The 23,890-nt window shown below is 64.0% G+C and carries 31 protein-coding genes; 19 read left to right on the forward strand and 12 right to left on the reverse strand.

From position 1 onward, the window contains the following. Positions 1-187: 187 nt before the first annotated feature. The 4 genes from DSM104635_RS06845 to DSM104635_RS06860 are packed head-to-tail and all read left to right on the forward strand — an operon-like array spanning position 188 to position 2,123. Positions 188-1,261 carry an MBL fold metallo-hydrolase gene (locus tag DSM104635_RS06845; protein WP_187448173.1) on the forward strand — a complete coding sequence of 358 codons (1,074 nt, stop codon included), beginning with the start codon at positions 188-190 and terminating at the stop codon, positions 1,259-1,261. Further along, positions 1,248-1,553, forward strand: coding sequence for a hypothetical protein (locus DSM104635_RS06850; protein WP_158765492.1), 306 nt, complete (start codon positions 1,248-1,250; stop codon positions 1,551-1,553). Before DSM104635_RS06845 ends, DSM104635_RS06850 begins: the two co-directional genes overlap by 14 nt. Beyond that, positions 1,540-1,809, forward strand: coding sequence for a hypothetical protein (locus DSM104635_RS06855; RefSeq protein WP_158765493.1), 270 nt, complete (start codon positions 1,540-1,542; stop codon positions 1,807-1,809). Before DSM104635_RS06850 ends, DSM104635_RS06855 begins: the two co-directional genes overlap by 14 nt. After that, entirely contained in the window at positions 1,806-2,123 is a 318-nt protein-coding gene (locus DSM104635_RS06860) for a YbjQ family protein (RefSeq protein WP_158765494.1), read from the forward strand. The genes DSM104635_RS06855 and DSM104635_RS06860 overlap by 4 nt, the downstream gene beginning before the upstream one ends. Here DSM104635_RS06860 and DSM104635_RS06865 read toward each other — a convergent pair. The 3 genes from DSM104635_RS06865 to DSM104635_RS06875 all read right to left on the reverse strand — a co-directional run bounded on the left by DSM104635_RS06865 (position 2,120) and on the right by DSM104635_RS06875 (position 4,366). Further along, the gene (locus tag DSM104635_RS06865) at positions 2,120-2,818 is read right to left on the reverse strand and encodes a hypothetical protein (protein ID WP_158765495.1); all 699 of its coding nucleotides are present in this window, start codon (positions 2,816-2,818) and stop codon (positions 2,120-2,122) included. The genes DSM104635_RS06860 and DSM104635_RS06865 overlap by 4 nt on opposite strands. 86 nt (positions 2,819-2,904) lie before the next feature. Continuing rightward, positions 2,905-3,579 (reverse strand): hypothetical protein, encoded by a 675-nt coding sequence (locus DSM104635_RS06870; protein ID WP_158765496.1) that lies wholly within the window; start codon positions 3,577-3,579, stop codon positions 2,905-2,907. 118 nt (positions 3,580-3,697) lie between these two features. After that, entirely contained in the window at positions 3,698-4,366 is a 669-nt protein-coding gene (locus DSM104635_RS06875) for a hypothetical protein (RefSeq protein ID WP_158765497.1), read from the reverse strand. A gap of 143 nt (positions 4,367-4,509) precedes the next feature. Between DSM104635_RS06875 and DSM104635_RS06880 the strand changes: the two genes are divergently transcribed. Next, positions 4,510-5,376, forward strand: a complete 867-nt coding sequence (locus tag DSM104635_RS06880) for an SDR family oxidoreductase (protein WP_158765498.1) — start codon at positions 4,510-4,512, stop codon at positions 5,374-5,376. Next, on the forward strand, positions 5,373-5,966 hold the full coding sequence (locus DSM104635_RS06885; protein ID WP_158765499.1) for a hypothetical protein: 594 nt from the start codon (positions 5,373-5,375) through the stop codon (positions 5,964-5,966). The genes DSM104635_RS06880 and DSM104635_RS06885 overlap by 4 nt, the downstream gene beginning before the upstream one ends. On the opposite strand, the gene DSM104635_RS06890 is transcribed toward DSM104635_RS06885, so the two are convergent. From DSM104635_RS06890 to DSM104635_RS06900, 3 genes are all read right to left on the reverse strand, one after another. Further along, a complete protein-coding gene (locus DSM104635_RS06890) occupies positions 5,963-6,490 on the reverse strand; it encodes a chalcone isomerase family protein (protein ID WP_158765500.1) in 528 nt (175 codons plus the stop codon). The two genes, DSM104635_RS06885 and DSM104635_RS06890, sit on opposite strands and share 4 nt — an antisense overlap. A gap of 88 nt (positions 6,491-6,578) precedes the next feature. After that, complete coding sequence (locus DSM104635_RS06895) at positions 6,579-6,992, reverse strand: VOC family protein (RefSeq protein WP_158765501.1); 414 nt, start codon at positions 6,990-6,992, stop codon at positions 6,579-6,581. 55 nt (positions 6,993-7,047) lie between these two features. Continuing rightward, on the reverse strand, positions 7,048-7,533 hold the full coding sequence (locus tag DSM104635_RS06900) for a CreA family protein (protein WP_228445917.1): 486 nt from the start codon (positions 7,531-7,533) through the stop codon (positions 7,048-7,050). A gap of 81 nt (positions 7,534-7,614) precedes the next feature. On the opposite strand from DSM104635_RS06900, the gene DSM104635_RS06905 reads away from it, so the two are divergent. Then, positions 7,615-8,226 carry a hypothetical protein gene (locus tag DSM104635_RS06905; RefSeq protein WP_158765502.1) on the forward strand — a complete coding sequence of 204 codons (612 nt, stop codon included), beginning with the start codon at positions 7,615-7,617 and terminating at the stop codon, positions 8,224-8,226. Here the strand turns inward: DSM104635_RS06905 and DSM104635_RS06910 are convergent. Further along, entirely contained in the window at positions 8,223-9,863 is a 1,641-nt protein-coding gene (locus DSM104635_RS06910; protein WP_158765503.1) for a cisplatin damage response ATP-dependent DNA ligase, read from the reverse strand. The two genes, DSM104635_RS06905 and DSM104635_RS06910, sit on opposite strands and share 4 nt — an antisense overlap. Further along, positions 9,860-10,894: a ligase-associated DNA damage response exonuclease gene (locus DSM104635_RS06915; protein WP_158765504.1), complete on the reverse strand. Its 1,035-nt coding sequence runs from the start codon at positions 10,892-10,894 to the stop codon at positions 9,860-9,862. The genes DSM104635_RS06910 and DSM104635_RS06915 overlap by 4 nt, the downstream gene beginning before the upstream one ends. Positions 10,895-10,983: 89 nt before the next feature. Here DSM104635_RS06915 and DSM104635_RS06920 point away from each other — a divergent pair, with 89 nt between their 5' ends. Together DSM104635_RS06920 and DSM104635_RS06925 are read left to right on the forward strand one after the other, a co-directional pair. Further along, the gene (locus tag DSM104635_RS06920; RefSeq protein ID WP_158765505.1) at positions 10,984-11,946 is read left to right on the forward strand and encodes an ABC transporter ATP-binding protein; all 963 of its coding nucleotides are present in this window, start codon (positions 10,984-10,986) and stop codon (positions 11,944-11,946) included. Then, positions 11,943-12,710 carry an ABC transporter permease gene (locus DSM104635_RS06925; RefSeq protein ID WP_158765506.1) on the forward strand — a complete coding sequence of 256 codons (768 nt, stop codon included), beginning with the start codon at positions 11,943-11,945 and terminating at the stop codon, positions 12,708-12,710. The genes DSM104635_RS06920 and DSM104635_RS06925 overlap by 4 nt, the downstream gene beginning before the upstream one ends. A 59-nt stretch (positions 12,711-12,769) precedes the next feature. On the opposite strand, the gene DSM104635_RS06930 is transcribed toward DSM104635_RS06925, so the two are convergent. Then, complete coding sequence (locus tag DSM104635_RS06930; RefSeq protein WP_158765507.1) at positions 12,770-15,388, reverse strand: M1 family metallopeptidase; 2,619 nt, start codon at positions 15,386-15,388, stop codon at positions 12,770-12,772. A 114-nt stretch (positions 15,389-15,502) separates the two neighbouring features. Between DSM104635_RS06930 and DSM104635_RS06935 the strand changes: the two genes are divergently transcribed. From DSM104635_RS06935 to DSM104635_RS20075, 10 genes are all read left to right on the forward strand, one after another. Further along, positions 15,503-15,739, forward strand: a complete 237-nt coding sequence (locus DSM104635_RS06935; protein WP_158765508.1) for a hypothetical protein — start codon at positions 15,503-15,505, stop codon at positions 15,737-15,739. A 206-nt stretch (positions 15,740-15,945) separates the two neighbouring features. Continuing rightward, positions 15,946-16,116, forward strand: a complete 171-nt coding sequence (locus DSM104635_RS06940) for a hypothetical protein (RefSeq protein ID WP_158765509.1) — start codon at positions 15,946-15,948, stop codon at positions 16,114-16,116. A 545-nt stretch (positions 16,117-16,661) separates the two neighbouring features. After that, on the forward strand, positions 16,662-17,045 hold the full coding sequence (locus DSM104635_RS06945; protein ID WP_228445919.1) for a response regulator: 384 nt from the start codon (positions 16,662-16,664) through the stop codon (positions 17,043-17,045). 253 nt (positions 17,046-17,298) lie between these two features. Further along, entirely contained in the window at positions 17,299-17,763 is a 465-nt protein-coding gene (locus tag DSM104635_RS06950; protein ID WP_158765511.1) for a hypothetical protein, read from the forward strand. 41 nt (positions 17,764-17,804) lie between these two features. After that, complete coding sequence (locus tag DSM104635_RS06955) at positions 17,805-18,725, forward strand: histone deacetylase family protein (RefSeq protein ID WP_158765512.1); 921 nt, start codon at positions 17,805-17,807, stop codon at positions 18,723-18,725. A gap of 44 nt (positions 18,726-18,769) precedes the next feature. Continuing rightward, entirely contained in the window at positions 18,770-19,387 is a 618-nt protein-coding gene (locus tag DSM104635_RS06960; protein WP_228445921.1) for a histidine phosphatase family protein, read from the forward strand. Between the two features lie 106 nt (positions 19,388-19,493). Further along, entirely contained in the window at positions 19,494-19,742 is a 249-nt protein-coding gene (locus tag DSM104635_RS06965) for an exodeoxyribonuclease VII small subunit (protein WP_158765513.1), read from the forward strand. Positions 19,743-19,757: 15 nt separating this feature from the next. Next, positions 19,758-20,126: a tRNA-binding protein gene (locus DSM104635_RS06970; RefSeq protein WP_158765514.1), complete on the forward strand. Its 369-nt coding sequence runs from the start codon at positions 19,758-19,760 to the stop codon at positions 20,124-20,126. A 238-nt stretch (positions 20,127-20,364) separates the two neighbouring features. Further along, on the forward strand, positions 20,365-21,489 hold the full coding sequence (locus DSM104635_RS06975; RefSeq protein ID WP_158765515.1) for a lysozyme: 1,125 nt from the start codon (positions 20,365-20,367) through the stop codon (positions 21,487-21,489). 106 nt (positions 21,490-21,595) lie between these two features. Next, positions 21,596-21,916 carry a DUF3008 family protein gene (locus DSM104635_RS20075; RefSeq protein ID WP_158765516.1) on the forward strand — a complete coding sequence of 107 codons (321 nt, stop codon included), beginning with the start codon at positions 21,596-21,598 and terminating at the stop codon, positions 21,914-21,916. Positions 21,917-22,215: 299 nt separating this feature from the next. Here DSM104635_RS20075 and DSM104635_RS06985 read toward each other — a convergent pair whose 3' ends face one another. The 3 genes from DSM104635_RS06985 to DSM104635_RS06995 are packed head-to-tail and all read right to left on the reverse strand — an operon-like array spanning position 22,216 to position 23,878. Beyond that, positions 22,216-22,803, reverse strand: a complete 588-nt coding sequence (locus DSM104635_RS06985; protein ID WP_158765517.1) for a hypothetical protein — start codon at positions 22,801-22,803, stop codon at positions 22,216-22,218. After that, positions 22,800-23,318: a hypothetical protein gene (locus DSM104635_RS06990; protein WP_158765518.1), complete on the reverse strand. Its 519-nt coding sequence runs from the start codon at positions 23,316-23,318 to the stop codon at positions 22,800-22,802. The genes DSM104635_RS06985 and DSM104635_RS06990 overlap by 4 nt, the downstream gene beginning before the upstream one ends. Continuing rightward, positions 23,315-23,878, reverse strand: a complete 564-nt coding sequence (locus tag DSM104635_RS06995; RefSeq protein WP_158765519.1) for a hypothetical protein — start codon at positions 23,876-23,878, stop codon at positions 23,315-23,317. The genes DSM104635_RS06990 and DSM104635_RS06995 overlap by 4 nt, the downstream gene beginning before the upstream one ends. Between the last annotated feature and the right edge of the window lie 12 nt (positions 23,879-23,890).

Below are 23,890 nucleotides of genomic sequence, written 5' to 3' on the forward strand. Positions count from 1 at the left end.
TCTCCGCCCCTTGTGGGCGGAGACAGACCGCAGCGAAGCGAAGGTCAGAGGCGGGGTGCTGGCGCGGGATTTTAAAGTCCGGCGCTGGTACCCCTCGCCTGCGTTTGCGCGCGCAAACGCTGTCCTCTCCCCCAAGGGGAGAGGACCATGGATAGCGTTTCGCCGTCGCGGCCTCTAAACTCGCCCCATGTCCATGGACGGCGTTGACGATACCGAAGTCGCGGAAGCGCGCATCAGACCCAATCTGGTCTATCCGCTAGGCGACCCACCCGAAGCCGGCGTCACGCGCGAGATTGCGCCGGGCGTGCACTGGATTCGCATGCCGCTGCCGTTCGCGCTGAAATGGATCAATCTGTGGCTGCTCGAAGACGGCGACGGCTGGACCATCATCGACACCGGCGTCGCCATGGAGCAATCGCGCGAATACTGGCGTAAGATTTTCGACGAGACACTCGGCGGCAAACCGGTCACGCGCGTGATCTGCACGCACATGCATCCCGATCACGTCGGCCTCGCCGGCTGGATCTGCCGCAAGTTCGACGCCTCGCTCTGGATGAGCCGTCTCGAATACATCACCTGCCGCGTCTTGGTGGCCGATACTGGCCGCGAAGCGCCGGAAGAGGGCGTCGCCTTCTATCGCGCCGCCGGCTGGGACGAAGATCTGATCGACTCCTACAAGATCCGCTTCGGCGGCTTCGGCAAGGCCGTGTCGCGCGTGCCCGACGCATACAAGCGCATGGCCGACGGCGACATCGTCGAGATCGGTGGCCGCCCTTGGCGCGTCATCACCGGCAACGGCCATTGCCCCGAGCACGTCTGCCTCTGGCAAGAAGAGCTGAAGCTCTTCATCTCCGGCGACCAAGTGCTGCCGCGCATCAGCTCCAACGTCTCCGTCTTCCCGACCGAGCCCGATGGCGATCCGCTCGCAGACTGGATCAGTTCCTGCAAGAAGCTCCTGGACGTCATGCCAAACGACGTCCTCGTGCTCCCATCGCACAACGAGCCGTTCATCGGCCTACACGAGCGCCTGCACAGTCTGATCGACGGCCACGAGCGCACGCTGAAGCGCATTCTTTCGCGCCTCAACGAACCGAAGCGCGCCATCGATCTCTTCGGCGCCATGTTCGCGCGCAAGATCGGCAGCGACGTGATCGGCATGGCCACCGGCGAAGCCATCGCGCACGTCAATTGCCTCGTCGGCCGCGGCCTCGCGCGCCGCGTCACCGACGAACAAGGGATCACCCGCTATGTCGCCGCCTAACGCACCCAACCCCGAACGCAGCTCCAACGTCGCGATCTGGTTGGTCTGCGGCGGCATTGGCCTATCGATCCTCTCTTGGTTTCTCGGCGTCGGCGCCGTTATGGCGCTCGCGCTCAGCGGGCAGGAAGACCCGCACGTCATCATCGCAGCGGCATTCGGTGCGATCGGCGTCATGCTGCTCGGCGCACTTGGCGTGCTGCTCACCATCATCGGCGGCGTTTGGATGCTCGCCCAAGTCATCGCCGACCAACGCGGCGGCGAAGAGAAGCGCTATCGCAATGTCGAGCGCTGAATTTCACGGGCGAAATCGGGCATTTCTTGCTATCGCACTCATCGGCCTAGCGAATATCGTCATAGGATATTCGGTGGTGTACGGGATCGCCTTCTTCTACCCGACGGTTAGGGATGCCTCCGAACTTCCTCTTGTCGCGAACCTCATGAGCATTCTCGCCAGCATAGCCATTCTGCTCGGCGGCTCATTTTTAGCCGTGGCCTTCGTCGTACGAATTCTTATGTGTTTTCGAAAAGTGGAGACGAACGACATATGATTCTCTCAACCACCTTCGAAGTCCACGGTCGCACTGTCGCGCAACACCTTGGCCTCGTCCGCGGCAACGTCGTGCGCTCGCGCTTCATCGGCCGCGACATCGTCGCCGGCCTGCGCATGATCGTCGGCGGCGAGATCCACGAATACACCAAGCTATTGGCCGAGAGCCGCGAGCAGGCGATGGATCGCATGGTCGAACAGGCCGAGGGTTTAGGCGCCGACGCCATCGTAGGCGTCCGCCTCGAAACCACCGATGCAGGGCAGGGCCAAGCCACCGAAGTGCTTGCGTACGGAACGGCTGTGAAGCTGGCTTAAGTCGTCGGAGCCGGCAAAGCGGGCCTGAAAACTCGCGCCCCGAACGGCGCCGCATGCACAAGCCGCCACGCCATCAACGCAAACACGCCGGCTGAAACGTCGATCATCAGCCCAAAGCCAAGCGCGAACACGATGTGGTGCGAGAGCAAATGCGCCGCTGGCGCCGTCGCGAGCTCACCGAGCCGCCAATCCGCCGCCCGCTGCAGACCCCAGTCGAACAACCCGCCCGCGGCGATCACGCCAGCCGCCAGCGGCACGTAATAAGGCACGTGCGGCAGATCGAGCGGCAAACCCGCAATCATGTGCGGCGCGGTGAACGCAACGGTCGTCACGCCATAGAACGGCGTCGCCCACGCGTGCGCCAAAGCTGTGAACTGGGTTTCGGCTGGCCGTCCCGCCGCCATAGCCAAACGTTTCGCCTCAGCAACGCTCCAGCTCGTGTCTGCATACACGCGCCACACGAACAGCACGCCGATCGCGCCGGCCAGACCAACAAATGCGCCAACAATCAGCGAAGCCACAACCGGCCCCGCCATCTGCGCGAAATCGATCCGCGCTTCGCCGCGCATCAGCACGCGCGCGCCTAACAGCGCCAGGACCAATAACGCGAGTGGCGGCCACAGCAACGCCGTGCCGCCCGCGCAGAGCGCGATCAGCAACGGCGTCACCGTTTGGTCAGGATTTTTGCCCGTCATGGTTCATGGGGTATGAACCATCGTTGTGAAAGGCGCGTAAATGCCATGATAACCAAGCGTTTACGCTGATTGACGGAAACCTTTTGTTAGTGTTGCACCCGCCGCCGGCGCGCCTCGCGGTCAATTTCTTCCTGCGTTTGCGCGTTTTGCGCATCGGCCGCCGCGTTGGCGGCGGCGTTCTGGGCGCCGAGGCGCTCGGCGTCAGCTTGGAACGTGGCGTCGTTCGGATGGCCGACTGACCGCATCACAGCGTCATAGGTTTGCGTCGCGTCCGGGCCACCATAGGTCATGCAGAGCGTCATCAGCTCGAAGCCGGGGCGCATTTCAAACCCTGCTTGGATCGGCGCCGTGAGATCAGACCGCTGCGGGGACTGAATAACCGCGCGCTGGATCGGCCAGAATTGCGACGAATCCTGGCTGTGCGACTGCACTTGGGCAGAGTTGGCGGGAAATATCCTGCCGAAGCCATTGGCCAGAGTCTGCCAGAACGCGTCGTTGAACTGCGCATCGTTCGCCCCTGCTACCCGCACCGCCGCAGCAGAAACCGTCGCCGTGCGCGGGCTCGGCCGCGAAATGATGTGGCACTCATTGTTCGCGGTGCCGGTCACGACGTAGGTGTATTCCCCGCTTTGTTCGACGCTCGTCGTCCAGCCCGCAGGCGCATCAAACACCAACCGCCCGTTCGGGTCGCTCCAAGGCGCCGCAGAGGCGGCGCCAGTGACGAGGGCAAAGCCAAGAGTGGCCGCGATCAGAACCCGCATTAAAGTTTCTCCAGCACGTCTGTCCCTTGCGCCTCATTTCCACCCGAGTACGGCATCGGTCAAGCTAGCTCGTCAGCGCCTTGGGGATGGGCGGCTTCAACCTAACGCCCCGATTTTGTTACTGTGAACGGCCCACAGCTTCCATCGCCCGGTCCTGCAGCGTGTTCCGCATGGCCTCATCCATCGCGGAACGGGACCCCGCATCGCGCGCTTCCTGGTCTCTGCGGCGACCGCGCCGGCGGTCGTCAATATTGGCCTGGAGTTCGGCGTCGGTCGTGCCGGCAATCGAGCGAAGCACGCCCTCATAGGTGGCGGCGTCGTCGGCGCCGGTACGGCTGAAGCAGAAGCCCCAGAATTCTACGCCCGGCCGGAATTGGATCGCGGCGTGAACGACTTGACCTTGCGAATTGTAGTCCGCGCGCTGCACCGGCCAGAACGCCGAGGTATCGACGGAGCTTTGCGTCACGGCTGCGTCCGCAGCGAACACGGTCGGCAGGGCGCCGGGGATTTGCGCCCATGCGGGGTTTCCAATGGGCGTCTCGCCACCGGCGCGAATGCGTTCAGGCGATATTTCTGCCGTCTCGGGCCGTTGCGACGCCAAGATGTGGCATTCCTTGCTCCCAGCGTCGGCCAATATGTAGGTCATGCCCTCGGCGGGCAGTTGGCGCACGTTCCAGCCGTCGGGAGCGACGAACGCCAAGTGTGACGCTTCATCTGACCATGGCCCCGCCGAAGCCGGTGTCGCGAGCGCGATCGCGGCCACAGCCGCTGCAAGCATCATTCGCATGGAGCCCCTCCCAACGATTGTGTCGAGCCCAGACCGTAGCGCTCGGCGCTCTCCTGTCAAAGTCAACGCGACGACTTGCGCGGAACCGATTTGCCGACCTGACAGAGGCGCGTATTGTTCTGGCAAAGAAGGAAAATGCAGCCATGAGCCTCGCCGGAAAAACGCTTTTCATCACCGGCGCCAGCCGCGGCATCGGGCTGGCCATCGGCCTCCGGGCCGCCCGCGACGGCGCCAATGTCGTCATCGCGGCCAAAACCGCCGAACCCCACAAAAAACTCCCTGGCACCATCTACACGGCCGCCGAAGAGATCGAAAAGGCGGGTGGCCAGGCGCTGCCCGTCGTGGTCGACGTGCGAGAGCCGGAGAGCGTCAATGGCGCCGTCGAGGCCGCGGTCGCCCGCTTTGGCGGCATCGACATCCTCGTCAACAACGCCAGCGCCATCCAGCTCACAGGCACGCTGCAGACCGACGTCCGCCGCTTCGACCTGATGAACCAGGTCAACGCCCGCGGCACCTTCATCACCTCGCGCGCCTGCATCCCGCACCTAAAGCAATCCTCCAATCCGCACGTGCTGATGCTATCGCCGCCGCTCGACATGAGCCCGCGCTGGTTCGCCGGCCACGTTGCCTACACCATGGCCAAGTTCGGCATGTCGATGTGCGTGCTCGGCATGGCCGAGGAGTTCAAGGACGACGGCATCGCCTTCAACGCGCTCTGGCCGCGCACCGGCATCGCCACCGCCGCCATCGAGTTTGCGCTGACGGGCGAAGAGGGCCTCCGTCACTGCCGCTCCGTCGACATCATGTCGGATGCCGCCTACGCCATCTTCAACAAGCCGTCCCGCCAATGCACCGGCAACTTCTTCATTGACGACGTGTTTTTATACCAGGAAGGCGAACGCGATTTCGATAAGTACCGGGTCGATCCTACAAAGGATTTGATGCCGGACTTTTTCGTCCCCGCCGATACGCCGCTGCCGCCGGGCGTCTCCATGAAGGCCAAGGCGTGATACGCGCCGCCGCCGTAGCGCTGGCCGCGTCGGCGCTGGCCAGTTGCGTCGTTCTCCCCGAAGAGCCGCCGCCACCGCCGCCATGCAACGTCACCGTGGATGGTTCGCTCAACGTCTCGGAATGGCAGGGCGCGCAACGCATCGACCTCACCAGCGGCGCCGCGCTCTGGCTCAAGCAAACGCCGTCTCACGTGTGCTTCGCCGTCGAGCCTGGTGAAGCCGGCCCGCGTTACGTCGATGTCTTCATCGCCGACCGCGCCGGTACGCTCCACAATCTCCACGCTTCCATGCAAGTCGGCGAACGCACGCTGCCGCAGCGCCGTTGGACCGACGAAAATCCGGAAACCGCCTGGGGCCAAACCACCGGCTGGAGCGCAAACGCCGCCACCCAATTGGACCCGGAAACCCACGCGCCCTCCATCGAACAGGTGGTGCCCTTTGACGGCTACGAGTTCGTCATTGATCGCGCTCAGCTAAACCCCTGGCGCATCCGCATCGAGGTCCGCGATTTCGACGGCGAAGCGCGCGACATCGTCTGGCCCGCGCAATCGCGACGGACTGACATCGCGACCTGGGCGCCGTTGCCTTAGGCGTCACCGCGCAACCGCGCGCTCATCGTCCGCGCCGGGCCGTCACGGCCGTCGAGCCAAATCCCGAAGAACGCGCGCCGGAAACCCGGCCACTGCACGTCGCAACGCTCAGCGCCATTGTAGTAGAACGTCGCCGTGTTCGTCCCAGTGCTCACGGCTGTTACGCGGTCGCCGCGCGCGATGTCCGGAAAGCAGCGCGCCAGCTGCGCTCGCAACGGCGCCAGCGTCCGCGCATTGCCCGCCCCGCGCTGCGTCATCTCGCTGATCGACCGGTTCAGCAGCGTCGATTGCCGCGCGGCGCGGTGGTAGCTGAGCGTCAACGCAAACGGCCGGTTCCACGAGAAGTCGCCGCCGGCTGCGTAGGCTTCGGCGTCAAACAGGTGGATGCCGAGCACATGGTAGCTGGCTTCGCCGGTCTTCTGCGCCCCTGGCAGCGCGCGTTCGACCTCGCTCGGGCTCGCCCACGCGGGCAAGGCCGCGAGCGAGATCGCCAAGGCTGCAAGGGCGGCGCGGATCGGACGCATGAAAAACTCCGGCTTTGGCTGCCTAACGCCCCATACGGACGAACGGCGCCAAGGGATTGGCGCCATTCCGGCCCGGCGCGGCAAGCGGCTAGCGCATCCAGGGCGTGAAAGTCACGCCCACCAGGAGGCCCTCCGGGCTGAGCAAGCGGCCCACCGTCTGACCCCACGGCTCCTCACGCGCATCGACCAGCAATGTGTAGCCCCGCGCTTTCAGCGCCGCGCATGCCTCGGCGACATCGTCCACATCGAACTCGATCCATGCATTTGGCGCCGACGTATGCGACGGCCAGGCATCGGCGCCGAAGCACGATTGCGCAGCTTGCGACAACGGCCACAGCGCAAAGTGCCGAACGCCATCCAGCTTCTCGGAATGATAGTAGCCTTCGATGTCGCCTTGCTGTTCAAGCGCGATCCCGAGCGCGTCGCCGTAGAGCGCCTTACTCGCGCCGTCCTTCACGATGGGTCCAAACCCTGCGACGAACTTCACCTTCACATCGGGCATGGCGTTGCTCCTCACGCATTTCTCGCGTCGCTATACGAGCGTCCAGAGCCAATCGCTAGCGCGCCCGCGCCGCCGCGACTTCGTCCGGCGTCAGCGCCACGGTCGAGATATCGATCTTCGCCGAACCTTCCACGATCTCGCGCGAGTGCGAGACATACACGATCGAGAGGTTCTCTAGATCCACAATCCGCCGCAGCGCTACGTTCTTGAAAAAGAGGCTCTGCCGTTGCGAGAAAATCTCTTCGCCCGAGCGGTCCATGTCCAACCCGGCCAACGAGATCGGCCCAATCCGCTGGCACGAGACCGCTGAGTTCGACGGGTTCTCGAACCAATTGCCCTGCCGCAGCCGGTCCAGCGCGCTACGGTCGAAATAGGTCATGTGGCAGACCACGTTCGGAATCTCCGGATCGTGCAGCGCCTCGACCATGATCTCGTTGCCGAGAAAGTCGTTGGAAAATTCCCCAACCGAGCCTTCCCGGTCGCCACAAGCGGCCATCGCGAGGAGGGCGAGGCATGCGATCATGATGCGAAAATGAGCCACTGGGTTCCCTCCGTTGCTGCGCCGCCAGACAAATCCTACCGCCCGGCAATGGTTCCAAGCTAAGACAGGGCGGGGGATACGATGGACATCTGGATTTGGGCGGCCGCCGCCTTCGCACTTCTTCTTCTGCTCGGCGGTTTGGCATTCGTGTTCGCGCCTGCGCGCACGACCATCCTCGTCGACACCGCGACGTCGACCGCCCGCGTGGAGCAGAAGCTGCTCTGGGGCGCCGGACCTCTGACCTACAAGCGCATCTTGCCGCAAAGCGAGCAGGGCGTGCCGATGGCCGTGTTCTACGATCCGTCGCACATTGGCGCGGCGTTGATGACGCCCGGTCTCGCCGACGCCACCTACCGCGCCGTGCAAGGACTCTTCGCGCTTAAGCCAGGTCTCGCGCGGTTCGAACTGCTGATGAACTTGCCCGATCCGGCGCAAACGCGCGTGATCGACACCGCCGCGCACGCCGCAATGGCCGTCGCGCCGGTTGCTCTGCGTGACAGCGTCGTCATCGGCAAATGCGAAACACCCGGCGCCGAGCTGCACGCGAAGTTCGAACTGATGGCCACGCCCGGCCAGATCAACACTATCTACAACAATCTGAAGGAGTCGCGTTCGGGCCGTGAGTTTGCCAAACGCCTGAAGCGCAAACCCAAACCCGTGCGCCGCCCCGTCCGCGAAGTGCGCGCACCCTAACGCTCGGCGCCGCTACCCCGGTTCAAGAACTTCGACAGCGCTTCAAGCGTATCCGCATCGCTCGGCTTCTTGTCCCAGCGTATTCGCGATATCCGCGGAAACCGCATCGCCACGCCACTCTTATGCCGCGTCGAACGCTGCAAGCCCTCGAACGCCACCTCCAGCACCATGCCTTTGTCAGCCGTGTGCGTGACCTCACGCACCGGCCCAAAGCGGTTTTCCGTATTGTTGCGCACGAAGCGATCGAGCTGCGCCAGCTCTTCATCGGTAAAGCCAAAATACGCCTTGCCCACCGGCGCCAGCGCGCCTTCATCGGTCCAAACCCCAAACGTATAGTCCGAGTAGAACGAGCTACGCTTCCCCGAGCCGCGCTGCGCGTACATCAGCACCGCATCGATCACCATCGGATCGCGCTTCCACTTGAACCAATAGCCCTTGGGTCGCCCGGCTAGATACGGCGCATTGTGCCGCTTGATCATCACGCCTTCGACAGCTTCCGCATCCACACCCGCGCCACCCGCCGCCGGATCAGCGCGCGCAAACGTAAGCTCATCCCAGGTCTCAAACGGAATCATTGGCGATAGATCGATCGGCGCCAGCGGACGATCGCGCACGAACGTCTCAAGCTTCGCTCGCCGCTCCGCGAACGGCAGCGTCCGCAAATCCTCATCGCCGAGCGCCAGCAGATCGTAGACACGGATGAACGCCGGAAACTCCGCCATCATCTTCGCCGTCACCGTCTTGCGGTTCAGCCGCTGCTGCAGCGTGTTGAAATCCTGCACCCCACCGCCGCGTCTGATCAGCAACTCGCCATCCAGCACCGCGTCAAAATCGAATCCCGCCACCAAGTCCGGAAACGCGCCCGACACATCGTCGCCCGTCCGCGAATAGAGCCGCGCCACCCGTTTGCCGCCGGCGTCCTTGCCCGCCGCCGCTTGAACGCGAATGCCATCCCACTTCCACTCAGCACAAAACTCCGCCGGATCGAGTGCCGCTAATTCCTCTGGCTCGATCGGATGCGAGAGCATCGGCGGATAAAACCGCACCGTGGTCGCCAATGTCGGTGCCGCGCCGCGCCCCTCTAGCCACGCAAACAGATGCGGGTAGGGCGCAGCATCCGCGTGCCAGACATCCTCGATCTCGTCCGGCTCCTTGCCACCCAACCGCGCCAACGCCGTCCGCGCCAGCCGCGCCGAAACCCCAATCCGTAACGCGCCCGTAATCAACTTCAACAGCGCCCAACGGCCATTCTCATCCAGCCGATCCAGCCAGTTCGCCACCGTCGCCGGCAAATCCTCCTTCGCCGTCGTCTGCAAACCCTCGACCACATCCGTGATCGTCAGCTGCGCATTCGCGCGCGTTTGATCCGCCGGCCACATCAGCGAAACCGTCTCCGCCATGTCGCCGACGAAATCCCACGACAGCGCGAAGAGCACCGGGTCGGTGCGCTCCTCAGCCAGCGCACGCACCAGCCCCGGCTTCGCGTTCTTAAACGTCAGCCCGCCTGTCATCGCCGCCAGCGCCCAGCCGCGATCGGGATCTGGCGTGGTGCGGAAATAGTCTTCAAGCAGCGCAAGCTTGCCCAAGCGCCGCGGTTCGTACGCGAGCGCGTCCAGAAGGGCCGCGAACCGGTTCATGCAGCCGCGCCCGGTTCGGCGCCCGCGGGCTCGCCTTCATCACCATAGCCGACAAGGTGCAACGCTTTCGCCTTCAGCCCTTGGCCTTCACACCAATGCGCCAGCGCGTCCGCTTCTCCGTGCGTGATCCAAATCTCGCCGGCGCCGGTGTCTTTGATGGTGCGCCGCAGATCGCCCCAATCGGCGTGATCGGAGATGACCAGCGGTAGCTCCGCGCCCTGCTGGCGCGCCCGCGCCCGTATCCGCATCCAGCCGGACGCGACCGACGTCACCGGATCAGGAAACCGCCGCACCCATGGCGTCTGCAACGCCCCAGGCGGACACAGCACAATCGCGCCCTCGTATGCGCTCTTCTTCGCATCTGTAACGTGGCGGATCTCACCGAGTTCAACGCCCAGCTTCTGATACAAGTCCGTCAGCGCCATCAGCGCGCCGTGCACATAGATCGGTTTGTCCCATCCACACGCCCGCAACGTCGCCATCACACGCTGCGCTTTACCGAGCGCGTAGGCGCCGACAATGTGCGCCCGCTCCGGAAACATCGCGACGGACGCCAGCAGCTTCCGCACCTCATGCTCCGCGCTCGGATGCGTGAACACGGGCAGTGCAAACGTCGCTTCAGTGATGAACACATCGCACGGCACCACCTCAAACGGCGCGCAGGTCGGATCAGGCTGACGCTTATAGTCGCCGCTCGCCACCACGCGTGTCCCGCCGCATTCAGCCGCCGCTTGCGCCGAGCCCAGCACGTGCCCCGCCGAGTGCAGCGAGAACGTCACGCCGTTGATGTCCAGCCGTTCGCCATAGCGCAGCGCCTGCGCCGAGCCTGCGAACTCGGCCCCATAGCGCGCGCCCATGATGGCCAGCGTCTCCGCCGTCGCCAGCACGCGGCCGTGACCGGCGCGCGCGTGATCCGAATGCCCGTGCGTGATCAACGCCCGTTCCACCGGCCGCGTTGGATCGATGTAAAGGTCCGCCTTCGGGCAATAGATGCCCTGCGGGCGGGGTTGTAGGATTTGAGCCGGCTGCATCGTCTTTGAGATAAGGCGTCAGGCGGACGATTTCCGCATTACGTCTCCGGATTATCGAACGCCACTAGCCCCAGCCGGTTTCCCGCCTTATGTCCGCCGCTCCCGAGCCATCACCCCCGAGTCGAATTTTGCAACCCATCATTTCCGTGAAGGACGTGAGCAAGACTTATAAGTCTGGCTTGCAGGCCCTGAAGCCCATCAATCTCGACATCATGCAGGGCGAGATCTTCGCGTTGCTCGGCCCCAACGGCGCCGGCAAGACGACGCTCATCAACATCATCTGCGGCATCGTCACGCCCTCCAGCGGCACGATCACCGCCGACGGTCACGACACCCAGCGCGACTACAAACAGGCGCGCAAGAAAATCGGCCTCGTCCCGCAAGAATTGCACACCGATGCGTTCGAGCGCGTGATCGACACCGTCACCTTCAGCCGCGGCCTATTCGGCTTTCCCGCCAACCCCGGCCACATCGAGAAAGTGCTCCGCGATCTCTCGCTTTGGGACAAGAAAGACGAGAAGATCATGGCGCTCTCGGGCGGCATGAAGCGCCGCGTCATGATTGCCAAAGCGCTTAGCCACGAGCCGAAGATTCTCTTCCTCGACGAACCCAGCGCCGGCGTCGACGTCGAACTCCGCCGCGACATGTGGGAAATGGTGCGCGCCCTTCGCGGGCAGGGCGTTACCATCATTCTCACCACACACTACATCGAAGAAGCCGAAGAGATGGCCGACCGCGTCGGCGTCATCAATCAAGGCGAACTCATCGTCGTCGAAGAGAAGAAGGCGCTGATGCGCCGTATGGGCAAGAAGAAGCTCACGCTCGATCTGCCCGCGCCGATCGCTGCGCTGCCCGAAGGCTTGAACGGTTTCAATCTCGACCTCTGCAGCGAAGGCCGCCAGATCGTTTACAGCTTCGACGCCCAAGCTGAAGACACCGGCATCCCCGCGCTCCTAAAGCGCCTCACCGAACTCCACGTCGACTTCAAGGACCTGCACACCGATCAGAGCTCGCTTGAAGACATCTTTGTTTCCCTGGTGCACAGCAAATGAACCTCTACGGCGTCCAAGCCATCTACACGTTCGAAATGGCGCGCTGGTTTCGCACCATTGGCCAGAGCCTGTTCTCGCCCGTGCTTTCGACCTCGCTCTATTTCATCGTGTTCGGCGCAGCGATCGGCTCACGCATGATCGACATCGGCGGCGTCAGCTACGGCGCCTTCATCGTGCCGGGCCTGATCATGCTGACCATCCTGATGGAAAGCGTCTCCAACGCCTCGTTCGGCATCTACATGCCGCGCTGGGCCGGCACGATCTACGAATTGCTTTCCGCGCCCGTGGCGCCCATTGAAGCCGTGCTCGGCTATGTCGGCGCCGCCGCAACGAAGAGCGTCGTCATCGGCCTCGTCATTCTCGCCACGGCGCGCCTGTTCGTGCCGTTCGAGATCGAACACCCGATCCTGGCGGTGCTGTTCCTGATCCTGATCGCGGTCACATTCTGCTTGTTCGGCTTCATCCTCGGCTTGCTCGCCGACGGCTTCGAACGTCTGCAGATCGTGCCCATGCTGATCCTGACGCCGCTCACGTTCCTCGGCGGCACGTTCTACTCGCTCGATATGCTGCCGCCGCTTTGGCAGAAGCTCACGCTGTTCAACCCGATCGTGTATCTGATTAGCGGCTTCCGTTGGGCGTTCTACGGCGATGAAGCCGCCGACGTGGACATCTGGATTAGCGTCGCGGCGACGAGCGCCTTCCTGCTGCTCTGCCTCAGCATCATCTATTGGATCTTCAAGACTGGCTATCGGCTGAAGAACTGAGCGCAAACAAAAAGCGGCCCGTCACCGGGCCGCTTTCCGTTTCTGCTTGGATCGAGAGACTACCGCCCGCGCCCCGCCGCGCCGCGCCGCGCGATCCATTGCTCCACCGCCGGCATCGCATCGCGCACCGTGCGCGCCTTGAGCCGGATGCTCGCCGCAATGCCTGCCGCCGTCCGCTGCGCGCCTTCCGGTTGGTTCGACGCATACTGGATCAGCGCGTCGGCCACGGCCGGATCGGAGCTGTTGTCGGCAATCGTGGTCGGATATTCGAGCCGCGACAGCGGATCGAGGAACGCTTCCACCGCCGCGCGATTGGCGACTAGGAAGTCCCACGCCAGGCGCGGATGCACTTCCGCCACATCGCTCAGCACCGTTGGCCGCAGCTGACGCGTGATGTCATCGCCCAGCACCATTTGGAGGCTGCGCCGCGCCAGCGCCTCATCCTGCGCTTTCGCCACGCGATCCCACAGCCGCCGCTGTTCCACGAAGTCCGTGGTGGAGCGCGCTTGCTGGACCAACGCCTCGTACTCGGCCTCGGTGGCATTCGCCGCTGCAACCGTCAGCACCGCATCGCGAATACCCGCCTGCACGGCGTCTGGAGTGGCCGCACGGCGCCGCGCTTCGGCGATCACCGCCTCATCGCCCACCGCCGCCAGCGAGCCAATCAAGGTCGCGCGCAGCTTGCCCTCGTTTGAGCTTTCACCCTGACGCGCATCCCAGCCGACGCGCGCGAAATAGGGCTGCAGCCGCCCGCGCACATAAGCCCGTACGGCGTCCTCGCTCGGCCGGCCATGTGCATACGTCGCCAGCGCCACCAGCGACTCTGCCGTGTTCGTGATCACGACCGGGTCGGCGCTCGCGGGCACTCGGTCGGCGAGTTCGAGAAAGTCCGTCATCGGCGCATCGCCCGAACGGCCGAACGCGAAATAATCGAGCAACAGGCCCAACTGGTCCGCCGCGTCGAGTTGCGGGAACGCTTCCACCAGGCGGCGGAAGTTCGTCTCGTCGTACTTCACGCGGAAGAACGCGCTTTGCCCCGCGTTGACGATGTACGTGCCGCACGCGCCGACATCGATCGTCGACTGCGCTTGCGGCGGCAGCACCGCGCGCACCGGCTCGCCGCCGACACGCTGCGCCACCACCGGGATCGACCACAACTCGTTCGTGCGCGACACCTCGTCCAGCGCAAAGCGGCGCTGCGTGATCCGGATCGTGCCGTCACTGTTGCGGCCACGGCAGTCGGCGCCTTGCACGGTCAGCAGTGGGAAGCCCGGCTGCGTCGTGTAGCTGCGCGCGATTTCCAGCACCGGTTGGCCCGACGCCGCTTGCACGGCGGTCCAGAGATCTTGCGTCCGTGCGTTGCCGTAGAGGTGCGCATTCAGATAATCGCGCACGCCCTGGCGGAAGCCTTCCTCGCCCACATACGCTTCGAGCATGCGGAGCACCGCGAGGCCTTTGTCGTAGGTGATGTCGTCGAATGCCAGGTTCGCGTCGTCGATAGTGTTTACCGTCTGCACGATCGGGTGCGTGCCTTCGCGCGCATCGAGCGCCGCCGCGTCGGCCGAGCCGTCCGCGAGTTGCGAGAGCCAGGGCTGCCAATCCGGATGTCGCGCCGCGACGGCTTTCGCCGCCATCCACGACGCGAACCCTTCATTCAGCCACAGATCGTCCCACCAATTCATGGTGACGAGGTTGCCGAACCATTGGTGCGCGATTTCGTGCGCCACGATGCTGAAGACGCGTTGACGGTCGGTTTCATTGGAGCGCGCTTCGTCGAGCAGGAGGAACTGGTCGAAATAGAGAATCGCGCCCCAGTTCTCCATCGCGCCGAAACCGCCGGCGCCTGGCACGCCGATCATATCGAGCTTCGGCAACGGATAACGAATGCCGAAATACTCGTGATAGTAATTGATCGACTGCTCGGCCGCCTGCAGCGCGTATTGCGCGCGCGCCGTTTGACCGCGCCGCACCACGACGCCAACTTCCACGCCATCGACATCGCGCGTGATGCGCTCGAAGTCTCCAACCGCCAAGAACAATAGATAGCTCGGCATCGCCGGCGTATCCTGGAACGTCGTGCGCGAGAGCCCGCCCGAGAGCCGCTGCGTGCGCGCCACGGGCATGTTGCCCACCGCCATCTGATCGGTCGCGTGCGTCACCGTCAGCGCAAACACCGCGCGCCGGTTCGGCTGGTCCCACAGCGGCAGCATGCGCCGCGCGTCGGCGGGCTCAAATTGCGTCGCGATCATGCGGCGCGTCTGGCCGTTGTCGTCCTGGTACTGGACGCGAAAGAGGCCGTAGGGGTCGTCCAGGATGCGCGCATTATACTGAATGCGGAGCGTGTGACGGCCCCCGCGCAGCGCCCGGCGCGGCGTCAGCGTCAAGGTTTGCGCTTCGGCGTCGACCGAGGTCGCCACTTGTGAATTGTCGATCGTCGCCCGCGTCACGTTGAGGTCGATCGCGTTCATCGTCACCGCCGCCAACTCGGCGTCGCTGTTGATGGTGATGCGCACGTCGCCCGTGAAGGTCCCGGCCTCGACGTTTGGCACGAGCGCCAGCTCATACTTCAGCGGCGTCGGACCTCCCTCGAACCAGGAGCGCTGGCTTTGTTGCGCCGAGGAGGGCGCCACAAAGCTCACAAGCAGCATCGCGGCAAAGGCGAGGGAACGAGGTTTCATCTGTCGGTCCTTGGAAAATCGGTCAGCCGACTAACCGCCGCGCACGCGCCCCGGCAACGACTTTTCGCTGAAACAGCCCTCCCAAGCTGCGAAACGCCGTCCGATCGGTCAGCCATGTTCCTGCAGCGGAACAGCAAGCCGCCGCTTGCGCGGCCTAAGAGGTTCCGCAAGGTAATCGTCATGACGCGGGCAAAGCGGGAAACCACGGTCGAGGGACTGTGCGAACGGGCCGACCCGGCGAGTCCGGTCGAGCACCTGATCGTCTGCCCCGACTGCGGCCAGATTTTCGACTGCCGCGACGAGGGCCAGGTCCGCCACCACGCGCGGCAAGGTCACGATCCAAAGCTTTAAGTTGTGCGGTGCGGTATCGGACGAACGCCATGGACCGACTCGCACACTGGGCGTACGTTAGCGCACCGCGCTCGTTTGACTGCATCGGTGCGGCTGAGAGCCGTTGCCATTGTGCTCCCGCACATCCGCCGGGATTTGTGTCCGCTTTAGCAGCGCGTGTTTGCACAATGTTCGAGGAAGCCCCACCGAGAACGCTCCGTTGCTCAATGCACGAACTGAAGGCGCACGCGGTCGCGTTGGCCGAGACCGGCAAGTTCGATTCTTGGGACGCGGTGGCCGGCGCCGTCGAACGTGACAATTGTCCCGACGCGATCGTGCGCATCACCGGCAACATGGCGCTGCGCCGGCTGCTGACGGAAATCTGCGAAGCGCAGTAAGCGGTTTCGCGTGACGCTCGTCACGGCGGCACGCTCAGCGCCCGCCTACCTTCACCTCATCGCAGCGACACCGTTACGATTTGAGGATCAACCAGTGACCCGCACCGCACGCCTTTCCAGCCTCGTTCTCTCGACTCTGTTGTTTGCGCCGGCTGCCTTCGTCACAGCCATGCAAGCCGCGCAGATTATCGCGTAATGGTGCAAGGCGAAGTTCAGAAGAAATCCAATGACCAAGATTTACCTCCTCATCGCCGCGTGCGCGGTGTTCGCGCCGATGGCGCTGGCCGTCCTCAGCCGAGCCGCCCCAATCGTCCCTTAGCTCCCAAGCTGACGATTTCGGTGCGGTAACAGGAAGGGCGTCGCGGGTTGCTCCTCCGCGACGCCCTTCGCTTTTCCTTGGAAAATCCTTTGGTTACCGTGCGTTGAGCACCTTTCTCGGGATCAAATGTAAGAAACCGTACGTTTCCCGATCAGAGAGGAGGATTGCCATGGGCGCCTCGCTTGAATGGACGGCTCGCACGCGACGCCAAGAAGACCGGTTCCCCATGCGTGGCGCCGCCTTCGTTGTTGAGCCTGACGATGTCGCGCGCGCCGAAATGGCCGACGCGCTCCGAAACATGGGCTTCACCACCCACGAAACCGGCAGCGGCAGGGTGGCGGCATTCATCGCCGAGCAGATCCACGTCCAACTCGCACTGGTGAACTTGGCCTTGCCCGACGCCAAGGCCCTGAAGCTCATCCGCCGCTTACGCACGGTCTGGCCCGACGCCGCCATTATCGCCCTCGCGCCCGGCGCTGGTGTCGGCGCAGTCCTCGCCCATGTCGCCGGCGCCGACACGACGCTGACAACGCCGCACACTAACGCAGCGCTCGGCGCTGCCGTTAGCGAGGCCAGCGGCCACGATCGCACAGCGCCGCAACCGGCGTAATCCTCGCTTCGGAAAAACCGCGTCTGAACGGTTTCTGATTTTCACGTTCTCGGGTGTTCAGCGCCGCGAGCGCAGCCTCCTTTCGCATTGTCCTCGGGAGGGATTTTCGATGCGCACTCTGTCTCACTTCTTTGCTTGGTTGCTGAAGCCTTTCGGTCCCGGCCGGTCCTTTATGTTGTGAACCCGCGCGCAGAGACGATTGTCTCCTGCGCGTTTTTTGTGTCAGCTTGCCACCCGCTGTGTAGGAGCCCCCATGCTCAAGTACATATTCGCCGCCGCCGCTTTCACCGCCATGTGCGCAACACCAGCTGACGCCCAAACCGAGGCCGCGCCGTTGCTGCCGGTTGAGAGCATGACCTGCGATCAAATGAACGCCGAGATGATGACCGCCGGCATGCAGATGAACAGCCAGCTCGATACCGAAGGTCTCCTCGCCGAAAACCAAGCGATGCAGGAAGAGGCGGAACGCCGCCGGCGCGAGCAGGTGTCTGTGGGCTTCGGCGTGGGCCTAACGTGTGCGATCCCCGGTCTCGGCGCCGCTTGCACCGCGGCCTCGATGGCGCAAGCGTCACGCGCCGCTGAGGGCGTTGATGAACAGCACGCCCGTATGGATCGTCAGATCGGCCGCGTGAACGACTCGATGGCCGGACTCGACCAGAATCGTTTGATGGCGATGAGTGAGCGCCACCAACAGATGCAGTGCCCAACGCCCCAATAGTGCGCCTTGGCGTGGATGGGTCATCGCGCTAAATCACGCGCATGCTGTTTTTCACGCACCCGTCCATGCTCGGGCACGAAACGCCGCCCGGCCACGCCGAACACGCCGGCCGCCTGCAAGCCGTTCTGGATGCCTTTGAAGGCGCGGCGCTCGATCGCCGCGAAGCGCCGTTCGCGTCACGTGACGCCATCGCGCGTGTGCATCCTGGGCGCTACATTGATGCACTCGAACCCGCCTTCGCCGAAACGCAAGACGCGCGGGTGCGCTTGGATCCAGACACCTACATCTCCGCCGGTTCGCGCGAAGCGATCTACCGCGCCGCCGGCGCATGCGTTGCTGCGGTCGACGCCGTGATGCAAGGCGAAGGCGATCTCGCGTTCTGCGCCGTGCGCCCACCCGGCCACCACGCCGAGCCGATCACGCCGATGGGATTTTGCATCTTCAACAACGTCGCCATCGCCGCCATGCACGCGCTCGACGCGCACGGGCTAAGCAAAGTCGCTGTCGTCGATTTCGATGTGCACCACGGCAACGGCACACAAACCATCGCTGAAAAAGAACCGCGCCTGTTCTTCGCGTCCACGCACCAATCGCCGCTCTATCCCGGCACCGGCGCCGCCAACGAAACCGGCATCGCCCACAACGTCGTCAACGCACCGCTCCCTGCCGGCGCCGGTAGCCGGCAATGGCGCGCTGCAATGCAGCAGCACGTGCTCCCGGCGCTCGATTCATTCGCCCCCGAACTGATCCTCGTCTCCGCCGGTTTCGATGCGCACAAGGCCGATCCACTCGCGCAGATGGAACTGGAAACTGAGGATTTCGCCTGGGCGGGGCAAGAACTGCGGGCGCTGGCGTTACGACACTGCAAGGGTCGTCTTGTCTCGACTCTGGAGGGCGGATACGACTTGGCCGCGCTCGCCCACTCGGCCAAAGCCTATGTGGACGCGTTGCAGCGCGGATAGACCCGCTCAAGGGGAGGGGGCGTCCGGCCGCGCGAAAGGTCAGAATGACGACGACCATGGCGCCCGACGAGACGCTAGATCGCCGTTCAGCCGCGAAGATCGGTCAGATCGTAATCGCGCGCCACGGCCAGCCGCATGCCGACCGCAAAGTCCGCATCGACCGCGAAGGCTATCGCGCGTGGTGGAAAAATTACGACCTCGCGCGTCTGCATCCCGATGAGCGCCCGCCCGAAAAACTTGCAGAACACGCGCGCGCCAGCGACATCATTTTCGCGTCAACATTACCGCGCGCGATCCACACCGCCGAGATGGTCGCGGGCGGCCGCGAAATCATTACCGATCCGGTGTTCGTCGAAGCGCCGCTGCCGCCGCCAGCACTGATCGGCAAGCGCAGCCCGCGCGCCTGGGGCATCTGGTCCCGCGCCTCGTGGATGCTCGGCGGCCACGGCGAGGTCGAAAGCCACGCCGAAGCCAAGGTCCGCGCCGAGGCCGCTGTAGCCACCCTTACCGCACAGGCGCTGCGCGGCCAGAACGTGCTGCTCTGCGCCCACGGCTGGTTTAACCGCATGATGCGCCCGATCCTGAAACGCCAAGGCTGGCGGGAGGTTGAGGATGGGCGGGACAATTACTGGTCCTACCGCCGCTACGAAAAAGTGAAGTGACGGCAGTCGGCAATAGGCAGGCGGCAGTCGGGAATTCCCGGTTTTCTGCGTTCTGATTGCCGAGTGCCGATTGCCGACTGCCGTTCAACCCCATACTTTGTACGCTATGAGTCAAACCGTCGCCGCCGATCCCGCCACGCTCTCGTTCGAGGAGTCGCTGGCCGAACTGGAAAAAATCGTCGCGCACTTGGAGCGCGGCGATGTGCCGTTGGCGGACTCTATCCGTATCTACAAACGCGGCGCCGCCTTGAAAGCCCGTTGCGAGGGGCAGTTGAAAGACGCCCAACTCGAAGTCGATCAAATCGTGATGGGGCCGGACGGGCCTCGCACCGAGCCCGCAAAGATCGGGCAATAGGAGAGAGAAACGTCCATGGCCGACGATCCGCAAGCCAATGCGCGCCTGCCCATCATTTCCTTCGAGGATTTCCTCAAGGTCGACATCCGCCTCGGCACCATTGTCGACGTGAAGGTGTTCGAGGAAGCCAAGAAGGCGGCGTACCAGCTCTGGATTGATTTCGGCGATCCGCTGGGCGTCAAGAAGAGCTCCGCGCAAGTCGTGCAGAATTACGACCTCGGCGAACTGATCGGCCGCCGCGTCGCTGCCGTCGTGAACTTCGAACCGAAGCAGATCGGCAAGTTCATGTCGGAAGTGCTCTGCCTCGGCTTCCCCGACCGCAACGGCAACGTCGTACTCTTGAACATCGACCGCCCCGCACTCGAAGGCGGCCGCCTGTACTAGCGCTGGTTAACGCCTCGCTGCTTGATCTCAGCTTCTAAGCGTCCTGCGCTCTCGATTGATCGAGAGCAACGCTGACCCGGACACGCATCGCGTTGTCCGGCCGGGGGCGTGCCCTTCATCACTAACGCCAGTTCACTCTCAGCGCGCGTGCGTGGCGCCCGACTTGCCTGAAAGGGGAAGTCCGCCGCCCAACCAGCATCAAACCGGGACGGCGAACGTGATTAACGAAGGCACGCCCATGACGAACGCCATTTCAGCTCACGGTCTCGCGCTGATCCAAGCCCACGAGGGCTTCCGCGCCGAGCCTGCCCAAATGCCGGACGGAAATTGGGTGGTCGGCTACAACCACGTGCGCGTCGGCGAGCCGAGCGCGCCGCTTAACCAAGACGAAGCCGCCGATCTGCTCGCGATCGACGTCGCGCCAATCGAAAAACTGGTAAACGCGCGCGTCAACCAGCCGCTCAACCAATCTCAGTTCGACGCGCTCGCGTCGTTCGCGTTCTCGATCGGCGCCGAAGCGTTCGAGCAAAGCCAAGTGCTGCGCCGCGTTAACGCTGGCGATTACGTGGCCGCCGCCTGCGCCATGGACGCCTGGCGCAAGTCCGACGTCGCCGGCGAACTCGAAATCGTCGATGCCCTGGTGCGCCGCCGCGCCGCCGAGAAGGCGATGTTCCTGCAAGACATGCCACTCGAAGCATCGCCATCAGTGTTCATGCGTCCCCAACTCGATCACGCCGCCTCCATCCTCGGCGCGCCGATCAAATACGCTGCGGCGCCCGCCGTCGGCTCGATCCCGGTCGCCCAGCCCAAGTCTGACTCGGCGGCCGTCATCACCGAGATCCTGAAGTCTGAACCAGCCACCGAAACGCTGCTGCTGACCCAAGTCGTACCGGACGATGTGATGGAAGAGGAGGGCGAGATCGTCACCGCCCACGCCAAGCCGGTTGCTCGCACATTGCAGGAAGCCCGCGAAGCTGCGCGCCGCAGTCACGCCGAAACCATGGCGAACGAGCCGAAGCCGGGCTTCCAACTGTTCAAGCCGAAGAACGTCATCGCCGCCAACACCGCGCCCGCGCAAATCGATCGCCGCCTGCGTAAGATGCGCCAGCGCGCCGACCGCCATTGGCTGCCGCGCATCGACTTCTCCGGTCCGATGCAAAACCTCGGTCTCATCGCGCTCCTGGCGTTCGGCGTCCTGCTGCTCGCCGCCTCTGGTTCGCTCGCGCTCAACGCCAACGGCCAGATGATTGAATTTGCCGCCTCCGCCGCTGTCGGCGCGCCCGGCATCGCCGCGGTGCTGATGTCGGTGTTCGGCTTCCGCCGCGACGCGCAAGACGACGACGCCCAACACGCCAACGCCTGATCATTTCCCTTTGCTGGTGAACCTTAAGGGGCGGGAGCAATCCCGCCCCTTTTCTTTTTCGGAACGCGTCGACCGGACCCGCATTGTTCAATCCGGAGGATTGATCATGCCCGCCAAATCGAAAGCCCAACAGAAAGCCGCCGGCGCAGCACTCTCCGCCAAGCGCGGCGAAACCAAACGCTCCGAACTCATCGGCGCCTCGCGCCAGATGTACGATTCCATGAGTGAAAAGCAGCTCGACGAATTCGCCTCGACCAAGCGCAAAGGCAAACCCGACTACACCCCCGATAGCCCGATCCCGGCCAAGAAAGCCAAGCGCAAACGCGCCGCCAAGAAAGCCGCCGCCACCCGCGCCAAGAATGCCAAGAAGAAAAAGGCCGCGCCGAAGAAGGCTGCCAAAAAGAAAGCCGCCAAAAAGCGGCGCTAGAAACAACCGAGGGGCCGCAGCTTTCGCCGCGGCCCCTCCATTGTCAGTCCCCTATGGGCGACAGCTTAAGCGAGGATCAAACCCGTATTCGAGGTGATCCGCGCCGTTCGTGTTGCCCCTGAGTGACAATGAGACATGGATCACCTCCTTTTCTGACTGGCCGGCGACGTTCACCGGCTTCATGCTTGCGAAGATAGGGTGCGTCGCCGCCGATGAAAAGCGCCATGGCTAACGCGTGCTGCGTCTGGCGTATTGTTGCGACGAGTAGGGCACGCGAGGCGAAAATGTGGCGCCGCGAGTTACGGCCGCTCCGGCGTCAGCGAGCCGAGCAGCGTCGCCCGATCGCCGGCCATCGCGACGCACGCGTTGCTCTCGCCGCCGTCGGGATAGCAGAACAACGGACCCTGTGCGCCGCGCGCGCCTTCGTAGGTGTTGCGCGTCACGCCGCTCGCCGGCTGGAAGCCCGGCGGCTTCGCAGCGCCAGCGGGCCATGCCGGCAGCGTGTCAGCGGTCGCCGGATCGGCGGTGTTGGAGATCCACTCTTCGAGTTCGTTGCGCAGCCCGGTCTGATCGCCGTTCGGATTGAACGCGAGCGGCACTTGCGCGGTGGGATAGGATTGCGTGAACAGGACCGCGCCTTGTTGCGACGAAATGCGGATCGTCGCCGTCGCTTCGCGGCATGTCGCGCCGCGCGCTTCGCCTTCGACGACATAATACTGGCTGCCGACAGCAGACCAATCGCGTGACGATTCCGCAAAGCAGCCCGCGGATTCCGCGCCGCTCGGCGTCGTCGATGCGACGTCTTCGACCTTTGCTTCATTGGCCGCGGGCGGAGAACACGCCGCCGCGAGAACGAGCAGCGAGAGAGCCAGAGTCGTACGCTTCATAAATTCGTCTCCTCGACAGCACGGTCAATAAAATGCCCTGCGCCGCCTGCCGCTGGCTCCCAGAACACGCACGTCTGCCGTGCTGTTCCGGAAAAATGGCATAACATCGGCAGATCGCGGGCGCGGACGTCCTCATATGTGAGTTGATCGAGCATGGTCTGGCCAGGGACCAAATCGTCCCAAGCCGGCGCGGCCTGCGTCGTTTCCAGCACCGGCAGCACCCAGCGATCCAGGAATTGTTGCGTGTGTTCCGTGTCTTCGGGCGCAAACACGTCGCCAAACGCATGCCGCAGCGGTGCGCTCCACGACCAGATCGCGAAGCCCTCGGCGTCGCGCACGACATAAAGCCCGATCGCCTTGTCGCACGAGGACCCGATCGCCTGCGCCGTGATCGTATCCACAGCGTCCGAGCTGCCGAACGAAAACGCGTGCGTCGCTTCGAGATTGCACCCGGCCGGCGCCTGCGGCGAGCACGCCGCCAATGCGACGAACAATGCCGCGATCAGAACCCTCATGGTCCGTAAGCCACGATCATCGCCGGCGCGTTCGAGGCCGGATCGATGACGAGGCACTGTGTCGCTTCCACCGCCGCCGCGTAGCAGAACATCGGCAGATTACGCGCCCGCAGCATCTCGTAGGTCTCGCGGTCGAATGGCGTGTCGTACGCAAACGTCGTCGCGCTTTCAGTCAACGTCGCCACGCCTTCGAGCCATTCCGGCAGCGTGTTCGACGTCGTAGCCGAGACATTGGCCCAGCCCGCGAGGAACTCATCCATTTGCGCTTCGGTCACCGCGGGCGCGCCTTCAGGCGGGATCCCGCCGGCCGTCATGTCAAAATAGGTCGATGCAAACGCCCACAGCGGATCGCCGTCAGCATTGCGCGCCACGAACATCACCGCCGCTTGCGCGCAGCTTGGGCCTTCGGAGCGTGTCGTGATCGTGTCCGGCGCGTCGGCGTTGCTCCACGTCACCTCATGCATGGCGACGCGCTCGCATCCCGCGACGTTGGAACTTGTCTGACGTTCGCCGCACGCGCCGAGCGCAAGCAAAGCGAACGCAAATGCGAAATGCCGCATCGCGCCCTCCGA

The sequence above is a fragment of the Terricaulis silvestris genome (assembly GCF_009792355.1).
GTDB lineage: Bacteria > Pseudomonadota > Alphaproteobacteria > Caulobacterales > Aquidulcibacteraceae > Vitreimonas > Vitreimonas silvestris.

Excerpts from the sequence above, each read along its gene's own strand:
- DSM104635_RS06845 (WP_187448173.1), top strand. The coding sequence starts at position 188 with ATGTCCATGGACGGCGTTGACGATACCGAAGTCGCGGAAGCGCGCATC.
- DSM104635_RS06850 (WP_158765492.1), top strand. The coding sequence starts at position 1,248 with ATGTCGCCGCCTAACGCACCCAACCCCGAACGCAGCTCCAACGTCGCG.
- DSM104635_RS06855 (WP_158765493.1), top strand. The coding sequence starts at position 1,540 with ATGTCGAGCGCTGAATTTCACGGGCGAAATCGGGCATTTCTTGCTATC.
- DSM104635_RS06860 (WP_158765494.1), top strand. The coding sequence starts at position 1,806 with ATGATTCTCTCAACCACCTTCGAAGTCCACGGTCGCACTGTCGCGCAA.
- DSM104635_RS06865 (WP_158765495.1), bottom strand. The coding sequence starts at position 2,818 with ATGACGGGCAAAAATCCTGACCAAACGGTGACGCCGTTGCTGATCGCG.
- DSM104635_RS06870 (WP_158765496.1), bottom strand. The coding sequence starts at position 3,579 with ATGCGGGTTCTGATCGCGGCCACTCTTGGCTTTGCCCTCGTCACTGGC.
- DSM104635_RS06875 (WP_158765497.1), bottom strand. The coding sequence starts at position 4,366 with ATGCGAATGATGCTTGCAGCGGCTGTGGCCGCGATCGCGCTCGCGACA.
- DSM104635_RS06880 (WP_158765498.1), top strand. The coding sequence starts at position 4,510 with ATGAGCCTCGCCGGAAAAACGCTTTTCATCACCGGCGCCAGCCGCGGC.
- DSM104635_RS06890 (WP_158765500.1), bottom strand. The coding sequence starts at position 6,490 with ATGCGTCCGATCCGCGCCGCCCTTGCAGCCTTGGCGATCTCGCTCGCG.
- DSM104635_RS06895 (WP_158765501.1), bottom strand. The coding sequence starts at position 6,992 with ATGCCCGATGTGAAGGTGAAGTTCGTCGCAGGGTTTGGACCCATCGTG.
- DSM104635_RS06905 (WP_158765502.1), top strand. The coding sequence starts at position 7,615 with ATGGACATCTGGATTTGGGCGGCCGCCGCCTTCGCACTTCTTCTTCTG.
- DSM104635_RS06910 (WP_158765503.1), bottom strand. The coding sequence starts at position 9,863 with ATGAACCGGTTCGCGGCCCTTCTGGACGCGCTCGCGTACGAACCGCGG.
- DSM104635_RS06915 (WP_158765504.1), bottom strand. The coding sequence starts at position 10,894 with ATGCAGCCGGCTCAAATCCTACAACCCCGCCCGCAGGGCATCTATTGC.
- DSM104635_RS06920 (WP_158765505.1), top strand. The coding sequence starts at position 10,984 with ATGTCCGCCGCTCCCGAGCCATCACCCCCGAGTCGAATTTTGCAACCC.
- DSM104635_RS06925 (WP_158765506.1), top strand. The coding sequence starts at position 11,943 with ATGAACCTCTACGGCGTCCAAGCCATCTACACGTTCGAAATGGCGCGC.
- DSM104635_RS06930 (WP_158765507.1), bottom strand. The coding sequence starts at position 15,388 with ATGAAACCTCGTTCCCTCGCCTTTGCCGCGATGCTGCTTGTGAGCTTT.
- DSM104635_RS06935 (WP_158765508.1), top strand. The coding sequence starts at position 15,503 with ATGTTCCTGCAGCGGAACAGCAAGCCGCCGCTTGCGCGGCCTAAGAGG.
- DSM104635_RS06940 (WP_158765509.1), top strand. The coding sequence starts at position 15,946 with ATGCACGAACTGAAGGCGCACGCGGTCGCGTTGGCCGAGACCGGCAAG.
- DSM104635_RS06945 (WP_228445919.1), top strand. The coding sequence starts at position 16,662 with ATGCGTGGCGCCGCCTTCGTTGTTGAGCCTGACGATGTCGCGCGCGCC.
- DSM104635_RS06950 (WP_158765511.1), top strand. The coding sequence starts at position 17,299 with ATGCTCAAGTACATATTCGCCGCCGCCGCTTTCACCGCCATGTGCGCA.
- DSM104635_RS06955 (WP_158765512.1), top strand. The coding sequence starts at position 17,805 with ATGCTGTTTTTCACGCACCCGTCCATGCTCGGGCACGAAACGCCGCCC.
- DSM104635_RS06960 (WP_228445921.1), top strand. The coding sequence starts at position 18,770 with ATGACGACGACCATGGCGCCCGACGAGACGCTAGATCGCCGTTCAGCC.
- DSM104635_RS06965 (WP_158765513.1), top strand. The coding sequence starts at position 19,494 with ATGAGTCAAACCGTCGCCGCCGATCCCGCCACGCTCTCGTTCGAGGAG.
- DSM104635_RS06970 (WP_158765514.1), top strand. The coding sequence starts at position 19,758 with ATGGCCGACGATCCGCAAGCCAATGCGCGCCTGCCCATCATTTCCTTC.
- DSM104635_RS06975 (WP_158765515.1), top strand. The coding sequence starts at position 20,365 with ATGACGAACGCCATTTCAGCTCACGGTCTCGCGCTGATCCAAGCCCAC.
- DSM104635_RS20075 (WP_158765516.1), top strand. The coding sequence starts at position 21,596 with ATGCCCGCCAAATCGAAAGCCCAACAGAAAGCCGCCGGCGCAGCACTC.
- DSM104635_RS06985 (WP_158765517.1), bottom strand. The coding sequence starts at position 22,803 with ATGAAGCGTACGACTCTGGCTCTCTCGCTGCTCGTTCTCGCGGCGGCG.
- DSM104635_RS06990 (WP_158765518.1), bottom strand. The coding sequence starts at position 23,318 with ATGAGGGTTCTGATCGCGGCATTGTTCGTCGCATTGGCGGCGTGCTCG.
- DSM104635_RS06995 (WP_158765519.1), bottom strand. The coding sequence starts at position 23,878 with ATGCGGCATTTCGCATTTGCGTTCGCTTTGCTTGCGCTCGGCGCGTGC.